Origin of the sequence: Tolypothrix bouteillei VB521301, from assembly GCF_000760695.4 — a bacterium.
In the GTDB taxonomy this organism is placed as follows: domain Bacteria; phylum Cyanobacteriota; class Cyanobacteriia; order Cyanobacteriales; family Nostocaceae; genus Scytonema; species Scytonema bouteillei_A.
Genome location: NZ_JHEG04000001.1, coordinates 2,601,634 through 2,621,174 on the forward strand (window position 1 = coordinate 2,601,634; position 19,541 = coordinate 2,621,174).

A 19,541-nucleotide genomic window follows, 5' to 3' on the forward strand; every position below is an offset into this window, starting at 1 on the left:
AATATTATGCGTCAATCTTGACCGAGAAGATAGACTCAGCCAAAAATTTCTCCCCACAGGAGAGCAGAAATGTCAAGATGGGTATTAAGTTCTGAGGTTGCGCCATGTCTTCACCATTTCCAGGAGTCGATCCTTATCTCGAACATCCCGATTTATGGTTTGAAGTACACAGTCGCTTGATTATGGCGATCGCGATTGCTCTAGCGCCCAGTCTCCGTCCGAAGTATCACGTAGCAGTAGAAAAGCGGACCTACCTTAGTGAAGTCGATCTATTGGTTGGCATTCCAGATGTAACAGTGTTTTCTCAGAAATCAACTTTCGGGCGTTCTTTTCCAAATGATTTTTCGTCCAATACAACTGTTAGTACACAAGAACCAGTGAAGGTCTCTGTACCATTGGTTGAAACTGTCGAAGAAAAATATCTAGAAATTAGAGAGATGGGAAAGAACTATGCAGTTACAGTTGTCGAGCTTCTTTCTCCAAAAAACAAACGTGCGGGAGAAGGAAGAGACGCATACGAACGCAAGCGCCGTCAGGTGCTAGCAAGTATTACCAATTTGGTGGAAATTGACTTGCTTCGGGGTGGAAAATCTATGCCAATTATGGAAAGCTTGCCCAATAGCGATTATCGCATCCTTATTAGTCGTGGCGATCGCCGTCCCGAATCCGATTTGTATGCTTTTAGTTTGCGACAATCAATTCCTTCATTTCCCTTACCGCTAGTTCCTCTTGACATTGAGCCAGTCGTAGATTTACAAACTTTACTGAACGAAGTTTATGACCAAGCAGGATTTGACATGAGAATAGATTATTCTCAACTTTGCACGTTACCACTTAAAGAAGCAGATGCAACTTGGGCTAATACTTTGTTGCAAGAGAAAGGATTAGGGATATTCAGAAAATAAAAAATTCCCGTTATATTACATAGTTGAAGTATTTTTGATTCACCGTTTAAATATCTTACACAAAAATTTGTATCCAATAAATACTTCATGTTAATTCTTCGTTATCATCAAAAATTCCGTCCCCATCAATAACTATGGGCTCGTCTTTACAGGCTCCAAAAGTCTCTTCAAAAAAATTAGGAGGCCATCCTTTACCTTGCGTGTTATTTTCTAAATTGCTTAATGCGATCGCTTGAAATGTGACAGTGACTTCTAACTCTGCATTAGTTAGCCCGATTGGAACATCTAAATGCAAAATACCATCTTCACTAACATGATAACGTCTTGTTACGCTATGCATAAATATTTTCTCTTAACTTTCTACTATAAATAGTATTGAATAAATCAGTTGACTGCACTAGCTCGAAATTCAAATAAAAGAGATAGCCAGTTGCGCTCCAAATCTGACTTCTTTAAGAATTCGGAGCTTTGCAGCTACTTGATAACCGATAGATTTCTAAAAAAGGCGATCGCACAATTCGTCATTGTATTATTTTTTTTAGAAAAGGATTGGGCGAATAGAATTCGCTACTATACAAACGAAGTCCGCCTACGCGGACTAGTGAAAATTAATTAAAACCCACGCAGGTGGTGAATCCAGCCCTGCAGGCGGGTCTCCCGCCGTAGGGGACTGGTGAACCCGGAGGGGTTTTGCTTGTATAGCCGCGAATTCCATTCGCCTGGGCTGTAGAAAAAAATGCAAACGTTGGATGCGATTATTTCCAAATACCAATTCCATCACACAATTTGCGATCTTCTTCCTTAGCGTTGGGATTATTTTTCAGATAATTGTACGTCCAATAGTCATGAATCCAAGCACAGCCCTTTGCGAGTAAATCGTCCAAATCGAAATTCCACAAGCGTACCGTTTTGTCATCACTTGCAGTGGCAATGGTCTTGCCATCTGGGCTAAAGGCTACACTTAAGACATCTCCGCTATGCCCGGTGAGGGTTTGAAGGGATTTACCTTTAAGATTCCACAAGCGTACCGTACTGTCAGAACTTGCAGTGGCAATGGTCTTGCCATCTGGGTTGAAGGCTACACTAGCGACAACTCCGCTCTGCCCGATGAGGGTTTGAAGGGATTTACCTTTAAAATTCCACAAGCGTACCGTACTGTCAGAACTTGCAGTAGCAATGGTCTTGCCATCTGGGCTGAAGGCTACACTAGCGACAACCCCGCCATGCCCGGTGAGAGTTTGAAGGGATTCACCTTTGAGATTCCACAAGCGTACCGTTCTGTCAGAACTTGCAGTGGCAATGGTCTTGCCATCTGGGCTGAAGGCTACACTATTGACACTACCGCTATGCCCGGTGAGAGTTTGAAGGGATTCACCTTTAAGATTCCACAAGCGTACCGTTTTGTCATCACTTGCAGTGGCAATAGTCTTACCATCTGAGCTAAAGGCTACACTTAAGACATCTCCGCTATGTCCGGTGAGGGTTTGAAGGGATTCACCTTTGAGATTCCACAAGCGTACCGTTCTGTCAGAACTTGCAGTGGCAATGGTCTTGCCATCTGGGCTAAAGACTACATTATAGACAACTCCACTATGCTGGTTGAGAGTTTGAAGGGATTCACCTTTAAGATTCCACAAGCGTACCGTTCTGTCAGAACTTGCAGTGGCAATGGTCTTGCCATCTGGGCTGAAGGCTACGCTCCAGACAGTACCGCTATGCCCAATGAGGGTTTGAAGGGATTCACCTTTAAGATTCCACAAGCGTACCGTTCTGTCAGAACTTGCAGTGGCAATGGTCTTGCCATCTGAGCCGAAAGCTACACTATAGACAACTCCGTTATGCCCAATGAGGGTTTGAAGGGATTCACCTTTAAGATTCCACAAGCGTACCGTTCTGTCAGAACTTGCAGTAGCAATAGTCTTGCCATCTGGGCTAAAGGCTACACTATTGACAACTTTGCTATGTCCGGTGAGAGTTTGAAGGGATTCACCTTTAAGATTCCACAAGCGTACCGTATTGTCAGAACTTGCAGTAGCAATAGTCTTGCCATCTGGGCTGAAAGCTACACTAGTGACAACTCCGCTCTGCCCGATGAGGGTTTGAAGGGATTCACCTTTAAGATTCCACAAGCGTACCGTACTGTCAGAACTAGCAGTAGCAATAGTCTTACTATCTGGGCTAAAGGCTACACTTAAGACAGTACCGCTATGCCCGGTGAGAGTTTGAAGGGATTCACCTTTAAGATTCCACAAGCGTACCGTTTTGTCATCACTAGCAGTGGCAATGGTCTTGCCATCTGGGTTGAAAGCTACACTAGTGACAACTCCGCTATGCCCGATGAGGGTTTGAAGGGATTCACCTTTAAGATTCCACAAGCGTACCGTACTGTCATCACTAGCAGTGGCAATGGTCTTGCCATCTGGGCTGAAGGCTACACTATTGACAACTTTGCTATGCCCGATGAGGGTTTGAAGGGATTCACCTTTAAGATTCCACAAGCGTACCGTACTGTCATCACTAGCAGTGGCAATGGTCTTGCCATCTGGGCTGAAGGCTACAGCTACACTATTGACAAAATTACCATGCACTTCAAAACGATTTCGTTCTTTGATCTCGTAAACAATCCTATATAAAACAGAGATTGCCTTGGATCGAGTCTCACCTTCTAATTTCTTGCTTTTCACCTTTTTTCCCAATTTTAAACCTGCGGCTAAAGCCTCAAGTTCAGGGTAGGAATTCAAAATGTTTTCTGTTGTTAAACTTTGTGCCTCAATTTCTGAATTGACTTGTAGTTTTTCGGCTTGTACTTTAGCATTGTTTGCTTCTGTTTCTCTTTGCTTGGCAATATCTCGTTGCTTTTGAGCTTCTTGCTGTCGTTGTACTGCTAATTTTTCTGCAGCTTGGGTTTTTTGAAGAGAATTAGCTAACTGTTTTCCTCGTTGTTCTGCTAGTTGGCGTTGCTTTGCTTCAGCTTGTTGGGTAAGTTGGGTTTCTTGAAGAGAATCAGCTAACTGTTTTCCTCGTTGTTCTGCTAGTTGGCGCTGCTTTGTTTCTGCTTGTTGAGCTAGTTTAGTTTTTTGGAGAGAATCAGCTAACTGTTTTCCTCGTTGTTCTGCTAGTTGACGTTGCTTTTCTTCTTCTTTTTGTAATGTTTTAGCACGTCTTAGAGCTTTCTGTGCTTCTTGCTCGTTTTGTTGTGCTAACTGTGCGTTTTGTGTAGCATTATCGCTTTGCTTTTTTACTTCTCGACGTTTCATTTCTGCATACCAAGCTAGTACCCCCATAGAAACAGAAAAAATTAATAACCCTGTTACAAGCAAGGGTTGTGACGGCTTGAGGCGTTCCCACAAATCCCGCAACTTCAACGGTAAGTGTTGATTGACCCACTTTAAATCAAACACCCTGTGATAAATTTGATTTCTCACCTTCAATATCGCACCCTCTCGCTTGACCACACCTGAAAGCTTGAGATGCGATTTCACGAGCGACCTTTCTTCATCTAAAACGGGTAGCCTACCCCGACGAATGCTGCGATAAGTCGTCAGCACACCTTCTTCATCTGGTGCGCGTTTGGTCAACATATCCCGCACAAACTGCAAGTTATTATCTTGCTCGCTCATTTTCCCAAAAAAGTTGCTGCTGACTACACCATCAACATCTGCTTGCGACCAACTTTTCTGCTCTTTTTGTCTAATTATGCTACATAGCCGTTGTGTTAAATAAGGATGCCCTCCCGTCCATCTCAGTACCCATCCCAAAACTTGCAATGCTTCATCTTTTGGTAAATCTAATCCTTCAGCTAGGGGTTTTGCTTCTTCAAAAGTAAAATCTGTCAGGTCAACAAGCTGACCGATATTAAAGGGTGTCCTCTTGGGATCGCGTATTAAATCGCCGGGAGTTGCCACACCAATCAATACAAAGGAAAGACGATGAAATTCCGGTTCTGAAGCACGGGCAACGTATAAAGAACGAACGGCGGCAAAAAAGTCATCCGTAAAATTAAGGCTTAAAGTCGTATCAATTTCGTCTACAAAAATCACTATAGGTGTCGCTACTTCTGGTAAAAGCACCTCTCGAAAAAATAGGGTTAACCTTTGGGTAAAGCCTAAATGAGCACGTCCTTGCCACCACTGCACCACATCTGTGTCTAATAATAAAGTTCCTTCAATGATAGTGAGTAACCCTAAATACCACTGTTCAGCGGTGACTTGTGTACCAATCTGTGTTACGTCGATGACAACGGATTGAATTTCTTCTTCGGCAAGTCGTTCTACAGTTCTCACCATCAAACTAGATTTACCCATTTGCCTTGAGGTGAGAATGTAAGAAAACTTACTTTCCCGACATAGTGCGAGCAATTCCTCATCGGCTTGACGGGAAATGTAAACACCGTTTTGATTAGCCTGTACGGTTCCGCCAACTGTGTAAATACTTGCTTTACTCACGCAAATTCTCCCGGAAGTACTCGGCATATAACTGACAGCGCGGAACGATCGCTTTTCCTTCTTCTCTCACTAATCCTGCTCCCCGCAATCGCCAAAAGATCCGTTTATCAGCACAGTGGTTTTGACGAATAATTTCTAACAAACCTTGGATTAATTCTGTTTTATTATGTAACAGTGAGAGGTGATGGCGTAAGTGATCTCCGAAAGGTCCGCTATCATGAGTCGCATTGGCAAATAACTCACTTGGGGAAGTTTGCTGAATTGCTACTAAGTAGAGCGATCGCCGGATCAAATAAGGATGCCCTCCGAGTAACCCAATCAATCGTCTTTCCTCACTTGCGTTAAAAGGCAAACCGTGACTCTGGTTAAGATCTGCTACCTGTTGGGGGCTAAAATCTTCCATTTCTATCACTTGTCCGACGTTAAAGGGGGACTGGTTGAGATCGTCTATAAGTTGATAGGGTTCTGTAGAAGTAACTAGAGTGAGGTCAAAGTTTTTCCAAATGGGGGTTGTGGCGCGACAGTTATGCCAACTCCGCAACATCCCAAAGAAATCATTGCGAAACACAGCGTCAAACACTTTATCGACTTCATCCATTGCTAAAACCAATGGTTGTTTCCCCAATCCTTTTAGTATGTGGCGACTGATATAACGAGTACAGCGTTGAGTATTCCCCAACGGAGTACTCCAATATTCATCCACTCGATCTTCCATATCGAGTTCATCGGTAACCCAAGAGCAAAACTGGCGGAAGAAAAGTTCGCCATCTTGCAGGGCTGCTTTGTCAAACAGTTGGAAATCTAAAAACGCTACTCGCTTACCTGCTTGCTCGGCTGTTTCTTTGATGCGAATCAACAGCGAACTTTTGCCAACTTGTCTCGATCCTTTGATTGCGATGGTGACTCCTTTTTGTTCGATGGTTCGTAATGCGATCGCATCGCAAGACCTTTCTACATAAAATTGAGATTCACTGTCCATCGTCCCTTCTGGCATTTCCAATTGTGCAGAAGGGAAGGGACGGGGAAAGGGCGATGCCTCACTAACCCTCAACAAACTAGGCTTTTGTGCTTCGCCAATACTCAATTCACCGCCTGAAATCACTTGAGTTAACTCTGCTATCAAGCGTGGCGTATCGCTGTCATCTTGCCAAAAAGCCCAGTTGATGGAATCTAGGTAAGCACTTAAGGGATATTGAAACTGTTCTCGATATGCCAAACGCACGGGAAGAATAGCAGGGCGTCCTCCCTGTAGTTGTGCTAACTCGTGCGCCTTTTGAATTTCCAACCCTACCATCTCGCTGTGAACGGAATGAGAGGAAAGAAAAACAATCAGAAAATCAGATTTACGCAATTGCTTTTCTATACATTCAGCCCAACGAGTCCCCACTACCATTCTTTGGTCGATAAAAACTTCATGGTGTTGCGACAGGGAGTGATATAGTTCTAAAGCGACTGCTTCATCAGGCTCGGCGTTGCGCTTGTAACTGATAAAAATGTGCTTGCGTTCTGTTGGTTTGGTATCGGGTAGTTTCTCAATTTCCTTTTTCAAGGAAGACAATTCATCTTGTGATTTTTTCTTAAGTACGGGAGTTTGATGTTCTGATAAACCAACCAAACAAGCACTCCCCAGTTCAAAAGCATATTCAATGGTTTTCCCAGCTGCTAGGGCATCGTAAAATGCTCTAGAAAAAGCAATAGCTGCATTATCCCCGATTGTCTGATTTGTTCCGATCGTATAACTGACGTGTTGCGCGATCGCTTCTGCTTGTCCTTCAGAATAGCAGGCATTGAGTACCACACACTCAACACTTTCTGAAGCAAACAGCTTAAACATACTTGCCAATTCATTGCCTTGCACCAGTGCGGCTTCCCCTGCCTCATCCTCCAAAACAATACCATCCTCCCCTGCACCATGCCCGCAAAAGTGAACGATTTGGGGTTGAGTGTCAAGAATTGCCCGGTAAAAGTCACGAGATCTGACTGCCCATCTTTGCTCTAATTTAAATTGTTCGCGTTTGTTCGCTCGTCGCAAACCTTCATCAATCTCCTGTACCTCTTTATCCAAGCGCAATCGAGAGGTATTTTTAGGGTTTGCAGCCAGAATCAATATGGTTTTAACAAACGGACTGTCTCTCATGCTGGGGACTGGGTGTACTTTTTTTCTATTGACTCCTGGTGCCTGTAGGTCGCGATACTTACTTCATAATAGGTGAAAAAAAGTTTAACTTATGCAGAAATTTACTTAAAGATTGTCATTAGTCATTGGTCATTCGTCCTTAGTAAGGATTTTGGGTGCTGAAAAAAACGTAAGGGCGCAATGCCTTGCGCCCTTAATATCAAACCTTTTGGGTAATGCGATTGTCAATTTACAAGAAATTATCGTCATCGATATCAGTAGAAGGAGCATGAGGAAGTACAGAACGATCCGCATCCATCGTTTTTGCTGGGACGCCGAGACGCTTGCGAGCATCTTGCTCTGCTATTTGCCAATCTTTTTTGCTAGTAAATTGTCCTTTATCTAGGAGTGAGTCGCTAGTTGCTGCTCTATCTCGGGTTGGTTGATGACCATTTTTCCATCTGTATTTAAAGTCCATAAACCAATGGTGCCTCAACTAAACAGTTCTGTTTAATCTAATAAATACACTGACTGACCTACCTCTGACTTAAGGTAGGCTTGAGGTTATATCTAGGATGAGACATTATGAATCAACAACGAGAGTTTCCTGATTGGGATAAATTATATCGGGAAGGTCAGGTAGAATCCATGCCCTGGTTCAATCCCGATTTAGATAGCGATCTTGACGAAGCGTTAACAAAGCTCAATATTTCTACAGGAATGGCTTTGGATCTCGGTACGGGTCCGGGGACTCAAGCAATAATATTAGCGGAACGTGGCTACAAAGTGACTGCTACGGATATTTCAGCGACAGCCATCAATCAAGCTCAAATTGTAGCTAAAAAAGAGGGCTTAGATATTACTTTTAGAGAAGACGATATTCTTCACAGCAATCTTTCCCAGGAATTTGATTTTGTCTTTGACCGGGGCTGTTTTCACGTGCTTCCTCCAGATCTCAGACAAGACTATGTTAGGGCTGTACGCAGTTTAATTAAACACAAAGGTTTTTTGTTTTTAAAATGCTTTAGTCATTTAGAGAAAAGAGAACCCGGTCCCTATCGATTTACCCCTGAAGAAATTAGAGAGATTTTTACTCATGGTTTCAAGATTGTGTCTGTCCAAGAAACTGTCTATCAAGGTACTTTAGACCCGCTCCCAAAAGCATTGTTCTGTATTTTGGAAAGACAGTAGATATAAGAAATCACTCAAATACAACTGTCCGATTTCCATAAACTAAAACGCGATTTCCTAAATGCGATCGCACTGCTCTAGCCAGCACAATTCGCTCTAGATCTTTGCCTTTTCTAATCAAATCTTCTACTTCATCTCGATGGCTGACGCGGACTACATCTTGCTCGATAATGGGTCCTGCATCTAGATCCGCAGTGACATAGTGTGCTGTTGCTCCAATAATTTTAACACCTCTTTCAAAAGCTTTATGATAGGGATTAGCACCAACAAAAGCTGGCAAAAATGAGTGGTGAATATTAATTATGTGGGGAAAACGAACAATAAATTCTTGGCTCAAAATTTGCATATATTTTGCCAAGACAACCAGGTCAATTTGATACTGATGCAGCAGTTCTAGCTGTTTGGCTTCCTGTTCTTGTTTGTTATCCTTATTAATTGGGATGTAGTGATAGTCAATGCCAAATTGCTCGGCGACACCTTTTAAATTGGGATGATTGCTAAGAATAAGGGGAATTTCAGCAGTAAACTCTTTTGCTCGTTGTCGCCAAATCAAATCAAACAGGCAATGGTCTTGTTTGCTCACCCAAATGGCAATGCGCTTAACTGTATCAGAAAAGTGGAGTTCCCATTTGGCTTCTAAGGGTTGGGCTATGGCGTTAAACGCTGGCGCAATGAGGTCACGGGGTAAATGAAATCCCTCTAACTGCCATTCAATGCGAGTGAGAAACAACTGAGCTGCGAAATCTGTATGTTGATCCGCGTGGATTATATTTCCACCATAGGTGTGGATGAAGTTGGCGATTTTCGCCACGAGTCCCCGTCTGTCGGGGCAAGATATAAGTAACGTTGCTGTGGGAGTAGTCATGATGACTCATGCTACGACATAATTGAGCTGGTAAGCAAGAACAAAAGGATAGCTCAGTATTTTTCAGGTTTCTTAATGAATTGCTCCGCAAGATAATATCTATCATTGCGTAATTGTAAAACTACAGTCTGCTACACTCAATTTTCTTTATATAAAAATTATCATGATGTCAACTATTCCTCTTTATATAGCTCTTCTATTTTACGTTTTCATGGCTTTTTCTTTCTTCCAAAAATGGCTGGATTTTTTTATAGCAGATGCAGAAATGACGTCTGAGGAAAGGGTTTTCTCTACGATTATTTTAGTCATGGCTACCGTTTTCTGGCCTATTGTAGTGCCTTTTGCGTATCTGGAAGTTTTAAAGTTTCATCAAAAACATAAAGAAGTTATTGATTCATTACTTGCTTCATCAAACTCTAGGTTACAGGATAAGTAGTTTTTAAGGACTTGAGGCTACGGTGGTATATACAAGTCTTATATAGTGATTCTTGCGGTTTCGATCCCCCCTAACCCCCCTTAGCAAAGGGGGGAACTTAATTCCAATTCTCCCTTTTCACGATGTTTCATTTCTTTTCTAGAGATCTTTACACCAACCTAGCTGGGGTTGGGGGAGATGGGGGGCTCTTTAAGGATGAGGTATTGTTAAATCAAAAAATCTTTAAAACTTCCTGTGGTGTAGGGGTGGACACTGCTACCACCCCTGCTAACTACCAACAACTAACCAAGCCCAAAAGCTCATTGTGTAGATTTGGCGATAGTACCCAATTGAAAACCGGGAGGAAAACTCCCTTCCTCTTTGATGCGCTTAATTTCGGCTTCCGTTACCCGCAAATTTAACTTTTGAGCTAAAGCCCGGACAAGATCTCCTCGATCGATGACACCAGAAACAGCACCTGCAGGAGAAAGTACGGTAATGCGCTGTAACTGTTCATTTTCTAGCTTGTTAATAACATCAACAACAGAAGTTAACTCGGTGACGGTGGGAATTTCTGTCAGAGGATGTACAATGCTTTGCACCGTTAGAGTTTCCCATTGACTTCTTTCTATCAAACGCAAATCCTCTAGGTTAACCATCCCACGGTAACGTCCATCCAATTCAGCATAATAAACTTCTAAAGGATTGCCATCTAACAAGTAGGCATCGGCAAAGGAACGTAAAGTTTGGTTGGCGTCTACAACGCGAAAGTCCCTTGTCATGGCATTGGAAGCCACCAAACTCAGTAAGGTTTCTTGTAAAACAGTGACGCGATCGTAACTGCTGGCATTGCGGATGCCAAACCAACCAAGTAGAGCTATCCACAACCCAGTGACTAACTCTCCGGTAAAGTAATCAACAGCCAAGCCAAGAGCGATCGCACCATAGCCTAAAATTTGCCCTGCTCTTGCTGCTAACTTCACAGCTTGAAAGCGATTGCCTGTTGCTTTCCACAGTGCGGCTTTCAACACTTGTCCCCCATCTAAAGGCAAACCCGGAATCAGGTTGAAAAGTGCCAAAACTAGATTGATTCTTGATAAATCCCCTATCATCACACTCGCGGGGCTATTTTCTGGTAAAACAGTTACCAACAATCTTAAAAGAAAAAACAAGCCAACACTTACAGCCGGACCGGCAATTGCCACTTGAAATGCTTTTCCTGGAGTTTTGGATTCTTCTTCGATAGCAGCAATTCCACCAAATAAAAACAAGGTGATGGAATTGACTTTTATACCTTGCGATCGCGCTACCAAACTGTGACCCAATTCATGTAGCAGAACCGAACCAAATAACAGTAGTGCCATGACAATTCCAGCACTCCAAGCCAGCACGGGACCCCATCTTTGGTAAGCGACCCCAAAGTTAAGGGTTGCCAGCCCTAATATGACAAACCATAGAGGGTCTAAAAACAGTGGAATTCCAAATAAAGACCCAATTTTCCAATTTGTTTGCATTATATTTTCCCAAAATCTACACGTTTACAACTAACCAAAAACATATATTACTTGTGTTTTTTTTTACTTATATAGTTGTGTCGCACCAATCATTCCCGACTGAGATTGGAAAAATTGGCAATTGCACTTTTGTGATGCTCTACTTCTAGAATAAACAATTACTGCTAGAGAACAAATCTCAAATAAGACTGAGCCATTTTAAGAATTAAAAACAAAAGGTGGTAGGTCTTTTTACTTTGCACGCCAATCTGCAAGTAAAAAGACCTACCCACCTTTTCGGGATTATTAAAATTGTAAAAATCTAAATACGACCTAGATTGGTTAAGCCCAAAACTGCACCAACACCAATCAAGTGACCTGTACTCATGGCTGCGAGGAATGTACCAACACTAGGATTGTTAAACAAAGAAGGGAAGGGCAGAGGCATTTTGGGACCTACATGGGGAAAGCGGACCACTCTGGGAATAATAAACAGAGCTAACAGACTGCTGATAACAATAATTACCGTGCCACTAAAGTTTAAACCAACACCAGTGTTGGGAGTTGTAGATTGAACAGCTAATAACAAAGATGAAATCACGACTCGTCCTCCGGCAAAATGTAAAGTTCCTGGCGTAGAGGCGCAATACAACTTTGCTCTGCAACAAAACCCGAGTACGCCGTATAAATGCGTCTCTACAACCTTTGCTTATGCTCCTTCTGACGACGGTAATCAATCTTCCATCGGAGGAGAGGAATTAATCTCTCCCTTTAGTTAGAGCAAAATTGCTACAACTCTTTAACTGAACAAAATCCCCGACTTCGTTTCTCTCTGGTTCCGGTGTCTCTGGCTGAGAATGAAAACTGCGAGGCTCTGCAGAGTGCTCCACTGGAGGCGGAGCCTCCTGTAAGGCATCCCAGGCGGAGCCTGGGAACGAGGTGTGCGAAGTTTTGACAGCCTATCAAAACTTTTGCGACAGACTACTAAGCAACTAGCGAACCTGCAAGGTCATTGTTAAATAGCACCAATGTTGGTCAAACCCAATACGATTCCAACCCCGATAATATGGCCAAAACACATAGCACCGATGAAAGCTGGAATACTGAGGGGCAGTACAGGCAACTTAAAACCAACTTGAGGCTTTTCAATCCTCGTTGCTAGTAAAACGGATACTAAACAGCTGACGCTGATGATTGCTGCCACAGTCGTATTGATTGCCGGTGTTGCGGGAACTGTTGCGGCGGCTGCTAGTAAAGTTAATAGAGTCAAGAGCTTTCTCCTTCAGACAATGAATAAGCCGAGCGGTCAACACCCATAAGCGATCGACCGTAGTTTATCGCTCATGGTTGGATGCCGATCGCTGTTTGTGTAAACCACAAGAATTATAAAATCAATAAAGGGAAAACTGAAATTTTTTTATACAATTTGCTTATCGTATTCATTAATACATACCCTAAAAATTTCCATGTGAATTAAGATTTGCGGAATTCCTTAACCCCAACCTGTTATCGTATTGGTTGATTTGGAGAAAAAAATTATATGCGAATTAAGATTTGCGGAATTACTCAACCAGAACAAGGCAAAACAATTGCCTCTTTGGGTGCTACCGCTTTAGGATTCATGTGTGTCCCATCTTCACCGCGCTATGTCAATGTAGAGCAAATTCGGGCTGTTGTAGAACAATTGCCGGAAAACGTAGATAAAATCGGGGTTTTTGCTAATGCTTCCCTGGAAGAAATTAAGCAAACAGTCCTTGATTCTGGGTTAACTGGCGCTCAACTGCATGGAGATGAATCTCCAGAATTTGTTTTACAGTTACGCGAATATTTGCCCGATGTAGAGATTTTAAAAGCTCTAAGAATTCGCGGTACTGAAGACCTGGAAAAAGTAAGTTCTTATACAAATTACGTAGATACTGTACTATTAGACGCGTACCATCCACAACAACTAGGTGGTACGGGTATAACTTTAGACTGGGCTATGTTGGAGCAATTTAGTCCTGGCTGTCCTTGGTTTTTAGCAGGGGGATTAACTCCAGACAACATTCTTGACGCTCTCAATCAAGTTCACCCCAATGGCATCGATCTCTCGAGTGGAGTAGAACGCGCCCCTGGAGATAAAGATTTAGATAAAGTGGCGAAGTTATTTGAGAAATTGAAAGTAGTGAGTAGTTAGTAGTTAGTGGTTGATGGTAATTTCTCACAACTAACCACTAACTGCTATCCATTAACCACTAACTAAAAAAACGATGCTTGATGGCGAATCAGATTGAAATACTCTTCACGAGTTTTCTGTTCTTCTTGGAACACACCTAGCAATGCACTTGTGACAGTCCAAGAGCCTGGTTTTTGTACCCCCCGCATAACCATGCACATATGAGAAGCTTCAATCACAACAGCCACGCCTTGGGGTTCTAAAATCTGGTGAACTGCTTCGGCAATTTGGCGAGTGAGCCTTTCTTGAACCTGGAGACGGCGGGAATACATCTCAACAATACGGGCGAGTTTACTCAGTCCCACAACTTTCTGGTTGGGAATGTAAGCAACGTGCGCTCTTCCCATAAACGGCAGCATGTGATGTTCGCAGAGACTAAATAAATTGATATCGCGTACAAGTACCATTTCATTGTGACCTTCGTCAAAGATAGCGCCGTTTACGAGGTCTTCTAAAGATTGGTTGTAACCGCTGGTCAGAAACCGCATTGCTTCTGCAACTCGCTTGGGTGTTTTCAGCAATCCCTCACGTTCTGGATCTTCCCCAACACCCACCAGTAAAGTTCGCACGGCTTCCATCATCTGCTCCATCTGCTCCTCTGTTTGGGGATGCAAAATGGGTTCTCGCCCGTCGTGAGTGTTGCGATCTGGTCTTGGAGTAATGGATTCCGTTAAATCAGGAATAAGAGGAGATTGGGAGCGATTGGCACCGTTGGAACTAGCAATAGTCATGATGTCACAGTCTGTGTAAAGGTTTGAAAGTTAAGGACAAATTACAAAACACCAGCACTCGGCATAAGAATTAATTCGTCAATGACTGCTTGCTGTGGTAGCAAGGCAGTATGAAGAATTGATTGAGCCACAATTTCTGGGGTTAACATTTTTGAGCGGTCAAAGTTAGCATTGACGGTTTCTGTATCCCATAGCTCCGTGTTGACTGCACCGGGATGGATAACAGTCACTCGAATACCACGGGCGCGTTCTTCTTGTGCCAGAGTTTGGGAAAGGGCTATCAAACCTGCTTTGCTGACACTGTAAGCACCCCAATTGGCAAATGCTTGCTTGCCAGCTATGGAAGAAACGTTGATAATTGTGCCTGTACCACGGGCTCGCATTCCCGGCAAAATTCCCATGATACACTGAAATATGCTGGTTAAATTTAAATCTAAAACCAGATTCCAGTCGGATAGAGAAGTTTCACTCAGAGAGCCAGTGTAACCTATACCAGCGCAATTTACCAAAATATCGATCTCTCCAAAATCGCTAGCTATTTCCTGCATTTTTTCTTGCACTAGAGAGACACAAGACAAATCCAATGGATATGCTTTTGCTTCTACTCCTGCGTGCTTTGCAGCTTGACAAACCGTTGCTAACTTCTCCATAGAACGGCTCACTAGGGCTAGATCCATACCTGCTCGTGCAAACGCTAAAGCAGTTTCTCTGCCAATGCCACTACTTGCCCCAGTAATTAAAGCACGTCGTTTCTGCTCAACACTCATTCTGTCTCCCCACTTTGTTGAGGTTCTTAAACCACATTGCCATCTGGATTGTGAAAAATTTTTGGCTCAAATAAATTAAACAAAGCTAAAAATCTGCTGAATTTTTTATGGTAGCTGCTAGACTCCATATATCTCAATCCTGTCTGTGTTACGCGTTTTCTGAGTAACGACAGCAAACTTTCGCATAGAAAACGCTATCTCACCCCGATAATTAACGACTAGCCCACGGTCAAAAGCCTAACGCCAAAAGTTGGTTTGCTGTTGCCGTTGACTCTCGACTATAGACTAAAAATGTAAATGCCTGTGGCTTAAAAGATTGTTAAAAATCTTTAAGTACCACAGGCAATTATAGCATTGCTGCTAAGTTAGTAAATAATCTCAGCCCTGTCAGTGAGCAACTTCCGTGAAAACACCCATTTTGCGGAACTTTTCGTAACGCAATTGGCGTCGTTCTTGGGGGGTAAAGCGGTTGAGATCCTCCAAGTTGTCTAACAAAGCTTGCTTGAGTGTATGGGCAGCTTGTAAAGGGTCCGAATGAGCGCCACCAACGGGTTCGGGCAATATCTGGTCGATAATTCCCAAGTTCTTGAGGTCGTGAGAAATAATTTTTAAGGCAACCGCTGCTTGAGGTGCTTTACTGGCATCTTTCCATAAAATGGCAGCGCAAGCTTCAGGGGTAGCAACAGTATAAACGGAATGTTCAAACATTAAGAGGCGATCGCCTACACCAATACCGAGCGCACCACCAGAACCGCCTTCACCAATGACAGTGCAAACAATGGGCACATCAAAGCAAAACATCTCCCGTAAATTATAAGCGATCGCTTCTCCTTGACCTTGATGTTCGGCTTCAATTCCTGCCCAAGCCCCTGGTGTGTCGATAAAAGTTAAAATCGGCATACCAAACTTATTGGCGTGTTCCATTAACCGCAGTGCTTTGCGATAACCGCCTGGAGATGCCATACCAAAATTCCGGGCAACATTGTCCTTAGTATCGCGACCTTTCTGATGACCCAACAGAACCACAGGTTTTCCACCCAAACGACCCACACCGCCGACTAAAGCAGGGTCATCAGAACCACAGCGATCGCCATGCAACTCCATCCATTCATCACTAATGGACTGGATATAATCAAGAGTACTGGGGCGGCGTGGGTGACGAGCGACTTGCAGCCGCTGCGACGGCGACAGACTACTGAATATTTCTTCTCGCAATTGCATGGCGCGTGCTTCTAGTTGACGAATTTGACTGGTCACATCGACGCCATTTTCTTCCGCTAGTTGCCGAATTTGGTCAATTCTAGTAGCAAGTTCGGCTAACGGCTTTTCAAAATCTAACAGTAGCTGTTTACGCTCAGTAGTTGCCATTTTCAGATATTGGTTAGTGGTTAGTGGTTAGTAGTTAGTGGTTAGTAGGAATTTTTAGCAACTAACCACTAACAATTAACTAAACAAGCAATGGTCTAAAGCCGTGTTTCACCGACACCTGACCGATCTGCTCCATTTTCTCTACGGTAATCCGATTTCGACCCCAAGAGAAGTTAGTGTATAACTTCTCAAATTCCAACAACATGGATTCAGCAAAACAAGCAAACAATTGACGTGCGGGCACCTCCATATTGACAATTTGCATGATTTTCCAATCAATATCAAGAGAGTGCTCGACAATGCCCCCATTCAGGACATACACATCAGGATGCTGAATCTTACTTGCTAGATTTTTTGGATAACCGCCATCAACGAGCAGACAAGGTGACTTCAGAACAGTGGAGTCAATTTCCACGCCTTTAGGCATACTGGCAACCCAAACGACAATATCAGCTTGGGGTAATGCTTCTTCGAGCGACATGATTTTTCCACGACCGAGTTCTTCTTGCAAGTGTTGCAATCTTTCGCGATCGCGAGCAATTAGCAGAAGTTCTCGGACATCTGTTTTTTTATTTAACCACCGGCAGACAGCACTGCCAATATCTCCTGTCGCCCCACAAACAGCAACAGTCGCCTTTGACAGTTCAATTCCCAAGCGTTGCGATGCTTGTTCTACCTGTCGGCAAATAATGTAAGCTGTGTGAGTATTGCCCGTAGTGAAACGTTCAAACTCCAATTTAATATTGCGGACTTGTCCAAATTGCTCTAAGTTAAAGTTTTCAAAAATAATTGAGGAAAACCCGCCTAAAGCCGTGATGTTTATGCCGTGCTTTTGCGCGTGAGCCATAGCATTGAGGATTTTGCGTGTCGCTGCCTTGATCCGCCGCGACGCGAGCATCTCCGGCAAAAAACAGGATTCTACATACCGCCCTTCAATTTTTTGACCGGTAACACTAGTCACAGTGATGTTATCAACAATTTGGGGCGGAGCACTGCACCAAAAATCTAAATCTTGCTCGGCGTATTCAGGGTAGCCTAAGTTTCTAGCTACCGCTTGCGCGTGTTCCAAACTGGTAAGGTGTCCGATTAGACCAAACATGAACTATTTTATTAAGCGTATCCTTCGTATGGGGAGTAGAGGAGTAAGGACTGGGGTATGGCGCATGGAGCATTGACAAAATTGGGACTTGAGGATTGGGCAATTGGGTATAGTCTAAGGTTATTCAATATACAATTGCCCATTACCTGTTACCATTGCCCCAAGCTCTATGCTCCAGTAAGCCCGTAAGCTGAGAGACGCATAATATCGCGGGTTGTAAAACCAATATTACTAAGTGCTTCTCCGTACTGGATCATGAAGTCTTCTACCAAAGCTTCCTTTTCCATTGCTAAGACACGAGCATCATTCTCTACTTGGTTGAGCATTTTCCAAACAATAGGTAGGTTTTGGCGATTGGCTTCTTCTAATTCTGCTTTTGATTGTTCAAAATGTTCTTTTAACCAAACTTCTCCAAAGTTAAGATGGCTGTATTCATCTTTAACAACGCCTTCCGTGATTTTGCGGGCAAAATCATCCGCAACTGGAATGTAAATGTTGTAAGCTGCGATCGCAAAACATTCAATAATCAAAGACTGAATGAGCAAGCAAGTTACGACTTTACCCTCAGCTGCTGCTGTTTGAAAATTAGAATGCAATCCTGCAAAAAACTCCTTAGCAAATTGCAAATCGGGTGTTACCTGAAGATTGCGTCCGCAAGATTCAAAACCTTTCTTGTGACGGCTTTCCATTTTGGATAGGCGCGTAAGTTCATCCTTACAATCTGGCAGCAGTTCAGCAAGTGCCAAGTAATTTTCGTGGGCTTCCTGTTCCCCTTCAATTACGATCGCATTAATCCGACTATATGCGTCCTTGTACACTTCGCTGTGAAAATCAATTTCCGATTGCGCTGCAAGCTGCTGCATGGTACTGTTCACTCCTGTGCTGTGAATCATTTGATACCAAGTTTTGCCAAAGGATCGGTAAGTGGATAATTTTCAGTTGGCATTGCCTGAAAATTCATGACCGATAGCGATCGCTTTTTGGTAACTGTGGTTTAATTTAACTTAACAAGTCTATATGTTAATAGATTAACCTTTGCTGGCAGCATTATCTCAAGCTCGTCCATAGGAGAAGTCAGGAATTCAGAGGGAAAGTGGTTTTTCTCACGTCCTTTGCGCCTTCTGGTTCTGGGCTTCAGTTTTTGGCAAACAGAAATATGTTCTTGGCAAATCACTAAGAAACTAGGCGACGAGGTATATTTTTACTGGCATTGGTCAATTCTAACGCAGTGGCGTGATATGGCAGCCTTTTAAATTGTGACATCAGCACTGGCTGACTGTGCCATATGTCTGGTAAAAAAACTTAAATATTCCTGTTTCTAATGTAGCTGAGTTTACACGTGATAGGCAGTAATAACAATACTTCTATCAGAACTGTAGATAGATTCAACCTGTGGATAAGTGTCGTGTGACCACCATACTTTTACCCTGCTAGCTTGGGCGGGTACGCTTCCTACTTCGTAATATCCAGCATTAATCATCCTTTTTTCAAATTCACCAGATGGTAATATTTTAGTAGTGAACGCTGATAATCCTTGTATCCCGTGCTTATCAAGCGTCATAGCTACCTTGATACGTCGTAAATATTCGATATCCAGGTAGCACTAGTGCAATGCCTGTAGAATCATGAATTTTACCAGGGTATTTGTATGGGTTATCATCAGGTATTGCACCACCAATTCTTATGCTGAAGTATGGACACCAAAAATAAAATCCTGGTAGCAACAAATCCATACTGTAGGCGATCGCTCTTAGTTTTTCTTGTTTTTTGGGGAGTTTTGTTTCTGTAGAAAGGTTAATCATTCTTTAATCTCCAAATTTTGGGTTGTCAGACATTTTCCTTATAAAGAGCAAGAAAGTCCGTAAGTTCGTCAGGACAAACCATTAAACATCTCCGAAAATTAATTATGCGTTACCTGAAACCCGTAGAGA

General features: G+C 43.0%; 19 protein-coding genes. 4 read left to right on the plus strand and 15 right to left on the minus strand.

Going from position 1 to position 19,541, the window contains the following annotated elements; translation table 11 throughout:
* Positions 1–104: 104 nt before the first annotated feature.
* Positions 105–905: a DUF4058 family protein gene (locus HC643_RS10455; RefSeq protein ID WP_038099012.1), complete on the plus strand. Its 801-nt coding sequence runs from the start codon at positions 105–107 to the stop codon at positions 903–905.
* A gap of 85 nt (positions 906–990) precedes the next feature.
* Here HC643_RS10455 and HC643_RS10460 read toward each other — a convergent pair whose 3' ends face one another.
* The 4 genes from HC643_RS10460 to HC643_RS10475 all read right to left on the minus strand — a co-directional run bounded on the left by HC643_RS10460 (position 991) and on the right by HC643_RS10475 (position 7,944).
* Complete coding sequence (locus HC643_RS10460) at positions 991–1,245, minus strand: hypothetical protein (protein ID WP_038099013.1); 255 nt, start codon at positions 1,243–1,245, stop codon at positions 991–993.
* Between the two features lie 415 nt (positions 1,246–1,660).
* A complete protein-coding gene (locus tag HC643_RS10465) occupies positions 1,661–5,350 on the minus strand; it encodes a P83/100 family protein (RefSeq protein WP_167844653.1) in 3,690 nt (1,229 codons plus the stop codon).
* The gene (locus HC643_RS10470; RefSeq protein ID WP_050046152.1) at positions 5,343–7,487 is read right to left on the minus strand and encodes an AAA-like domain-containing protein; all 2,145 of its coding nucleotides are present in this window, start codon (positions 7,485–7,487) and stop codon (positions 5,343–5,345) included. Before HC643_RS10470 ends, HC643_RS10465 begins: the two co-directional genes overlap by 8 nt.
* A 229-nt stretch (positions 7,488–7,716) precedes the next feature.
* Entirely contained in the window at positions 7,717–7,944 is a 228-nt protein-coding gene (locus tag HC643_RS10475) for a hypothetical protein (RefSeq protein WP_038079211.1), read from the minus strand.
* Positions 7,945–8,051: 107 nt separating this feature from the next.
* Between HC643_RS10475 and HC643_RS10480 the strand changes: the two genes are divergently transcribed.
* The gene (locus tag HC643_RS10480) at positions 8,052–8,657 is read left to right on the plus strand and encodes a class I SAM-dependent methyltransferase (protein WP_038079209.1); all 606 of its coding nucleotides are present in this window, start codon (positions 8,052–8,054) and stop codon (positions 8,655–8,657) included.
* Positions 8,658–8,667: 10 nt separating this feature from the next.
* On the opposite strand, the gene purU is transcribed toward HC643_RS10480, so the two are convergent.
* The gene (gene purU / locus HC643_RS10485; protein ID WP_038079207.1) at positions 8,668–9,522 is read right to left on the minus strand and encodes a formyltetrahydrofolate deformylase; all 855 of its coding nucleotides are present in this window, start codon (positions 9,520–9,522) and stop codon (positions 8,668–8,670) included.
* Positions 9,523–9,685: 163 nt separating this feature from the next.
* Here purU and HC643_RS10490 point away from each other — a divergent pair, with 163 nt between their 5' ends.
* A complete protein-coding gene (locus HC643_RS10490) occupies positions 9,686–9,958 on the plus strand; it encodes a hypothetical protein (protein ID WP_038079206.1) in 273 nt (90 codons plus the stop codon).
* A gap of 299 nt (positions 9,959–10,257) precedes the next feature.
* On the opposite strand, the gene HC643_RS10495 is transcribed toward HC643_RS10490, so the two are convergent.
* The 3 genes from HC643_RS10495 to psaK (HC643_RS10505) all read right to left on the minus strand — a co-directional run bounded on the left by HC643_RS10495 (position 10,258) and on the right by psaK (HC643_RS10505) (position 12,700).
* A complete protein-coding gene (locus HC643_RS10495) occupies positions 10,258–11,451 on the minus strand; it encodes a site-2 protease family protein (protein WP_038079205.1) in 1,194 nt (397 codons plus the stop codon).
* A gap of 301 nt (positions 11,452–11,752) precedes the next feature.
* A complete protein-coding gene (psaK, locus tag HC643_RS10500) occupies positions 11,753–12,031 on the minus strand; it encodes a photosystem I reaction center subunit PsaK (protein ID WP_050046151.1) in 279 nt (92 codons plus the stop codon).
* Positions 12,032–12,445: 414 nt separating this feature from the next.
* Positions 12,446–12,700 carry a photosystem I reaction center subunit PsaK gene (psaK, locus tag HC643_RS10505; RefSeq protein WP_038079203.1) on the minus strand — a complete coding sequence of 85 codons (255 nt, stop codon included), beginning with the start codon at positions 12,698–12,700 and terminating at the stop codon, positions 12,446–12,448.
* 270 nt (positions 12,701–12,970) lie between these two features.
* Between psaK (HC643_RS10505) and HC643_RS10510 the strand changes: the two genes are divergently transcribed.
* Positions 12,971–13,606 (plus strand): phosphoribosylanthranilate isomerase, encoded by a 636-nt coding sequence (locus HC643_RS10510; protein ID WP_038079202.1) that lies wholly within the window; start codon positions 12,971–12,973, stop codon positions 13,604–13,606.
* A 62-nt stretch (positions 13,607–13,668) separates the two neighbouring features.
* Here HC643_RS10510 and folE read toward each other — a convergent pair whose 3' ends face one another.
* From folE to HC643_RS10545, 7 genes are all read right to left on the minus strand, one after another.
* Complete coding sequence (gene folE, locus HC643_RS10515; RefSeq protein WP_038079201.1) at positions 13,669–14,376, minus strand: GTP cyclohydrolase I FolE; 708 nt, start codon at positions 14,374–14,376, stop codon at positions 13,669–13,671.
* A 41-nt stretch (positions 14,377–14,417) separates the two neighbouring features.
* Entirely contained in the window at positions 14,418–15,143 is a 726-nt protein-coding gene (locus HC643_RS10520) for an SDR family oxidoreductase (protein ID WP_038079200.1), read from the minus strand.
* Between the two features lie 387 nt (positions 15,144–15,530).
* The gene (locus HC643_RS10525) at positions 15,531–16,511 is read right to left on the minus strand and encodes an acetyl-CoA carboxylase carboxyltransferase subunit alpha (RefSeq protein WP_038079199.1); all 981 of its coding nucleotides are present in this window, start codon (positions 16,509–16,511) and stop codon (positions 15,531–15,533) included.
* A gap of 79 nt (positions 16,512–16,590) precedes the next feature.
* A complete protein-coding gene (locus HC643_RS10530; protein ID WP_038079198.1) occupies positions 16,591–17,610 on the minus strand; it encodes a long-chain acyl-[acyl-carrier-protein] reductase in 1,020 nt (339 codons plus the stop codon).
* Positions 17,611–17,777: 167 nt separating this feature from the next.
* A complete protein-coding gene (locus HC643_RS10535; RefSeq protein ID WP_038079221.1) occupies positions 17,778–18,473 on the minus strand; it encodes an aldehyde oxygenase (deformylating) in 696 nt (231 codons plus the stop codon).
* A 470-nt stretch (positions 18,474–18,943) separates the two neighbouring features.
* Positions 18,944–19,171 (minus strand): hypothetical protein, encoded by a 228-nt coding sequence (locus HC643_RS10540; RefSeq protein WP_050046150.1) that lies wholly within the window; start codon positions 19,169–19,171, stop codon positions 18,944–18,946.
* Positions 19,161–19,412, minus strand: coding sequence for a hypothetical protein (locus HC643_RS10545; RefSeq protein WP_038079196.1), 252 nt, complete (start codon positions 19,410–19,412; stop codon positions 19,161–19,163). Before HC643_RS10545 ends, HC643_RS10540 begins: the two co-directional genes overlap by 11 nt.
* Positions 19,413–19,541: the final 129 nt, after the last annotated feature.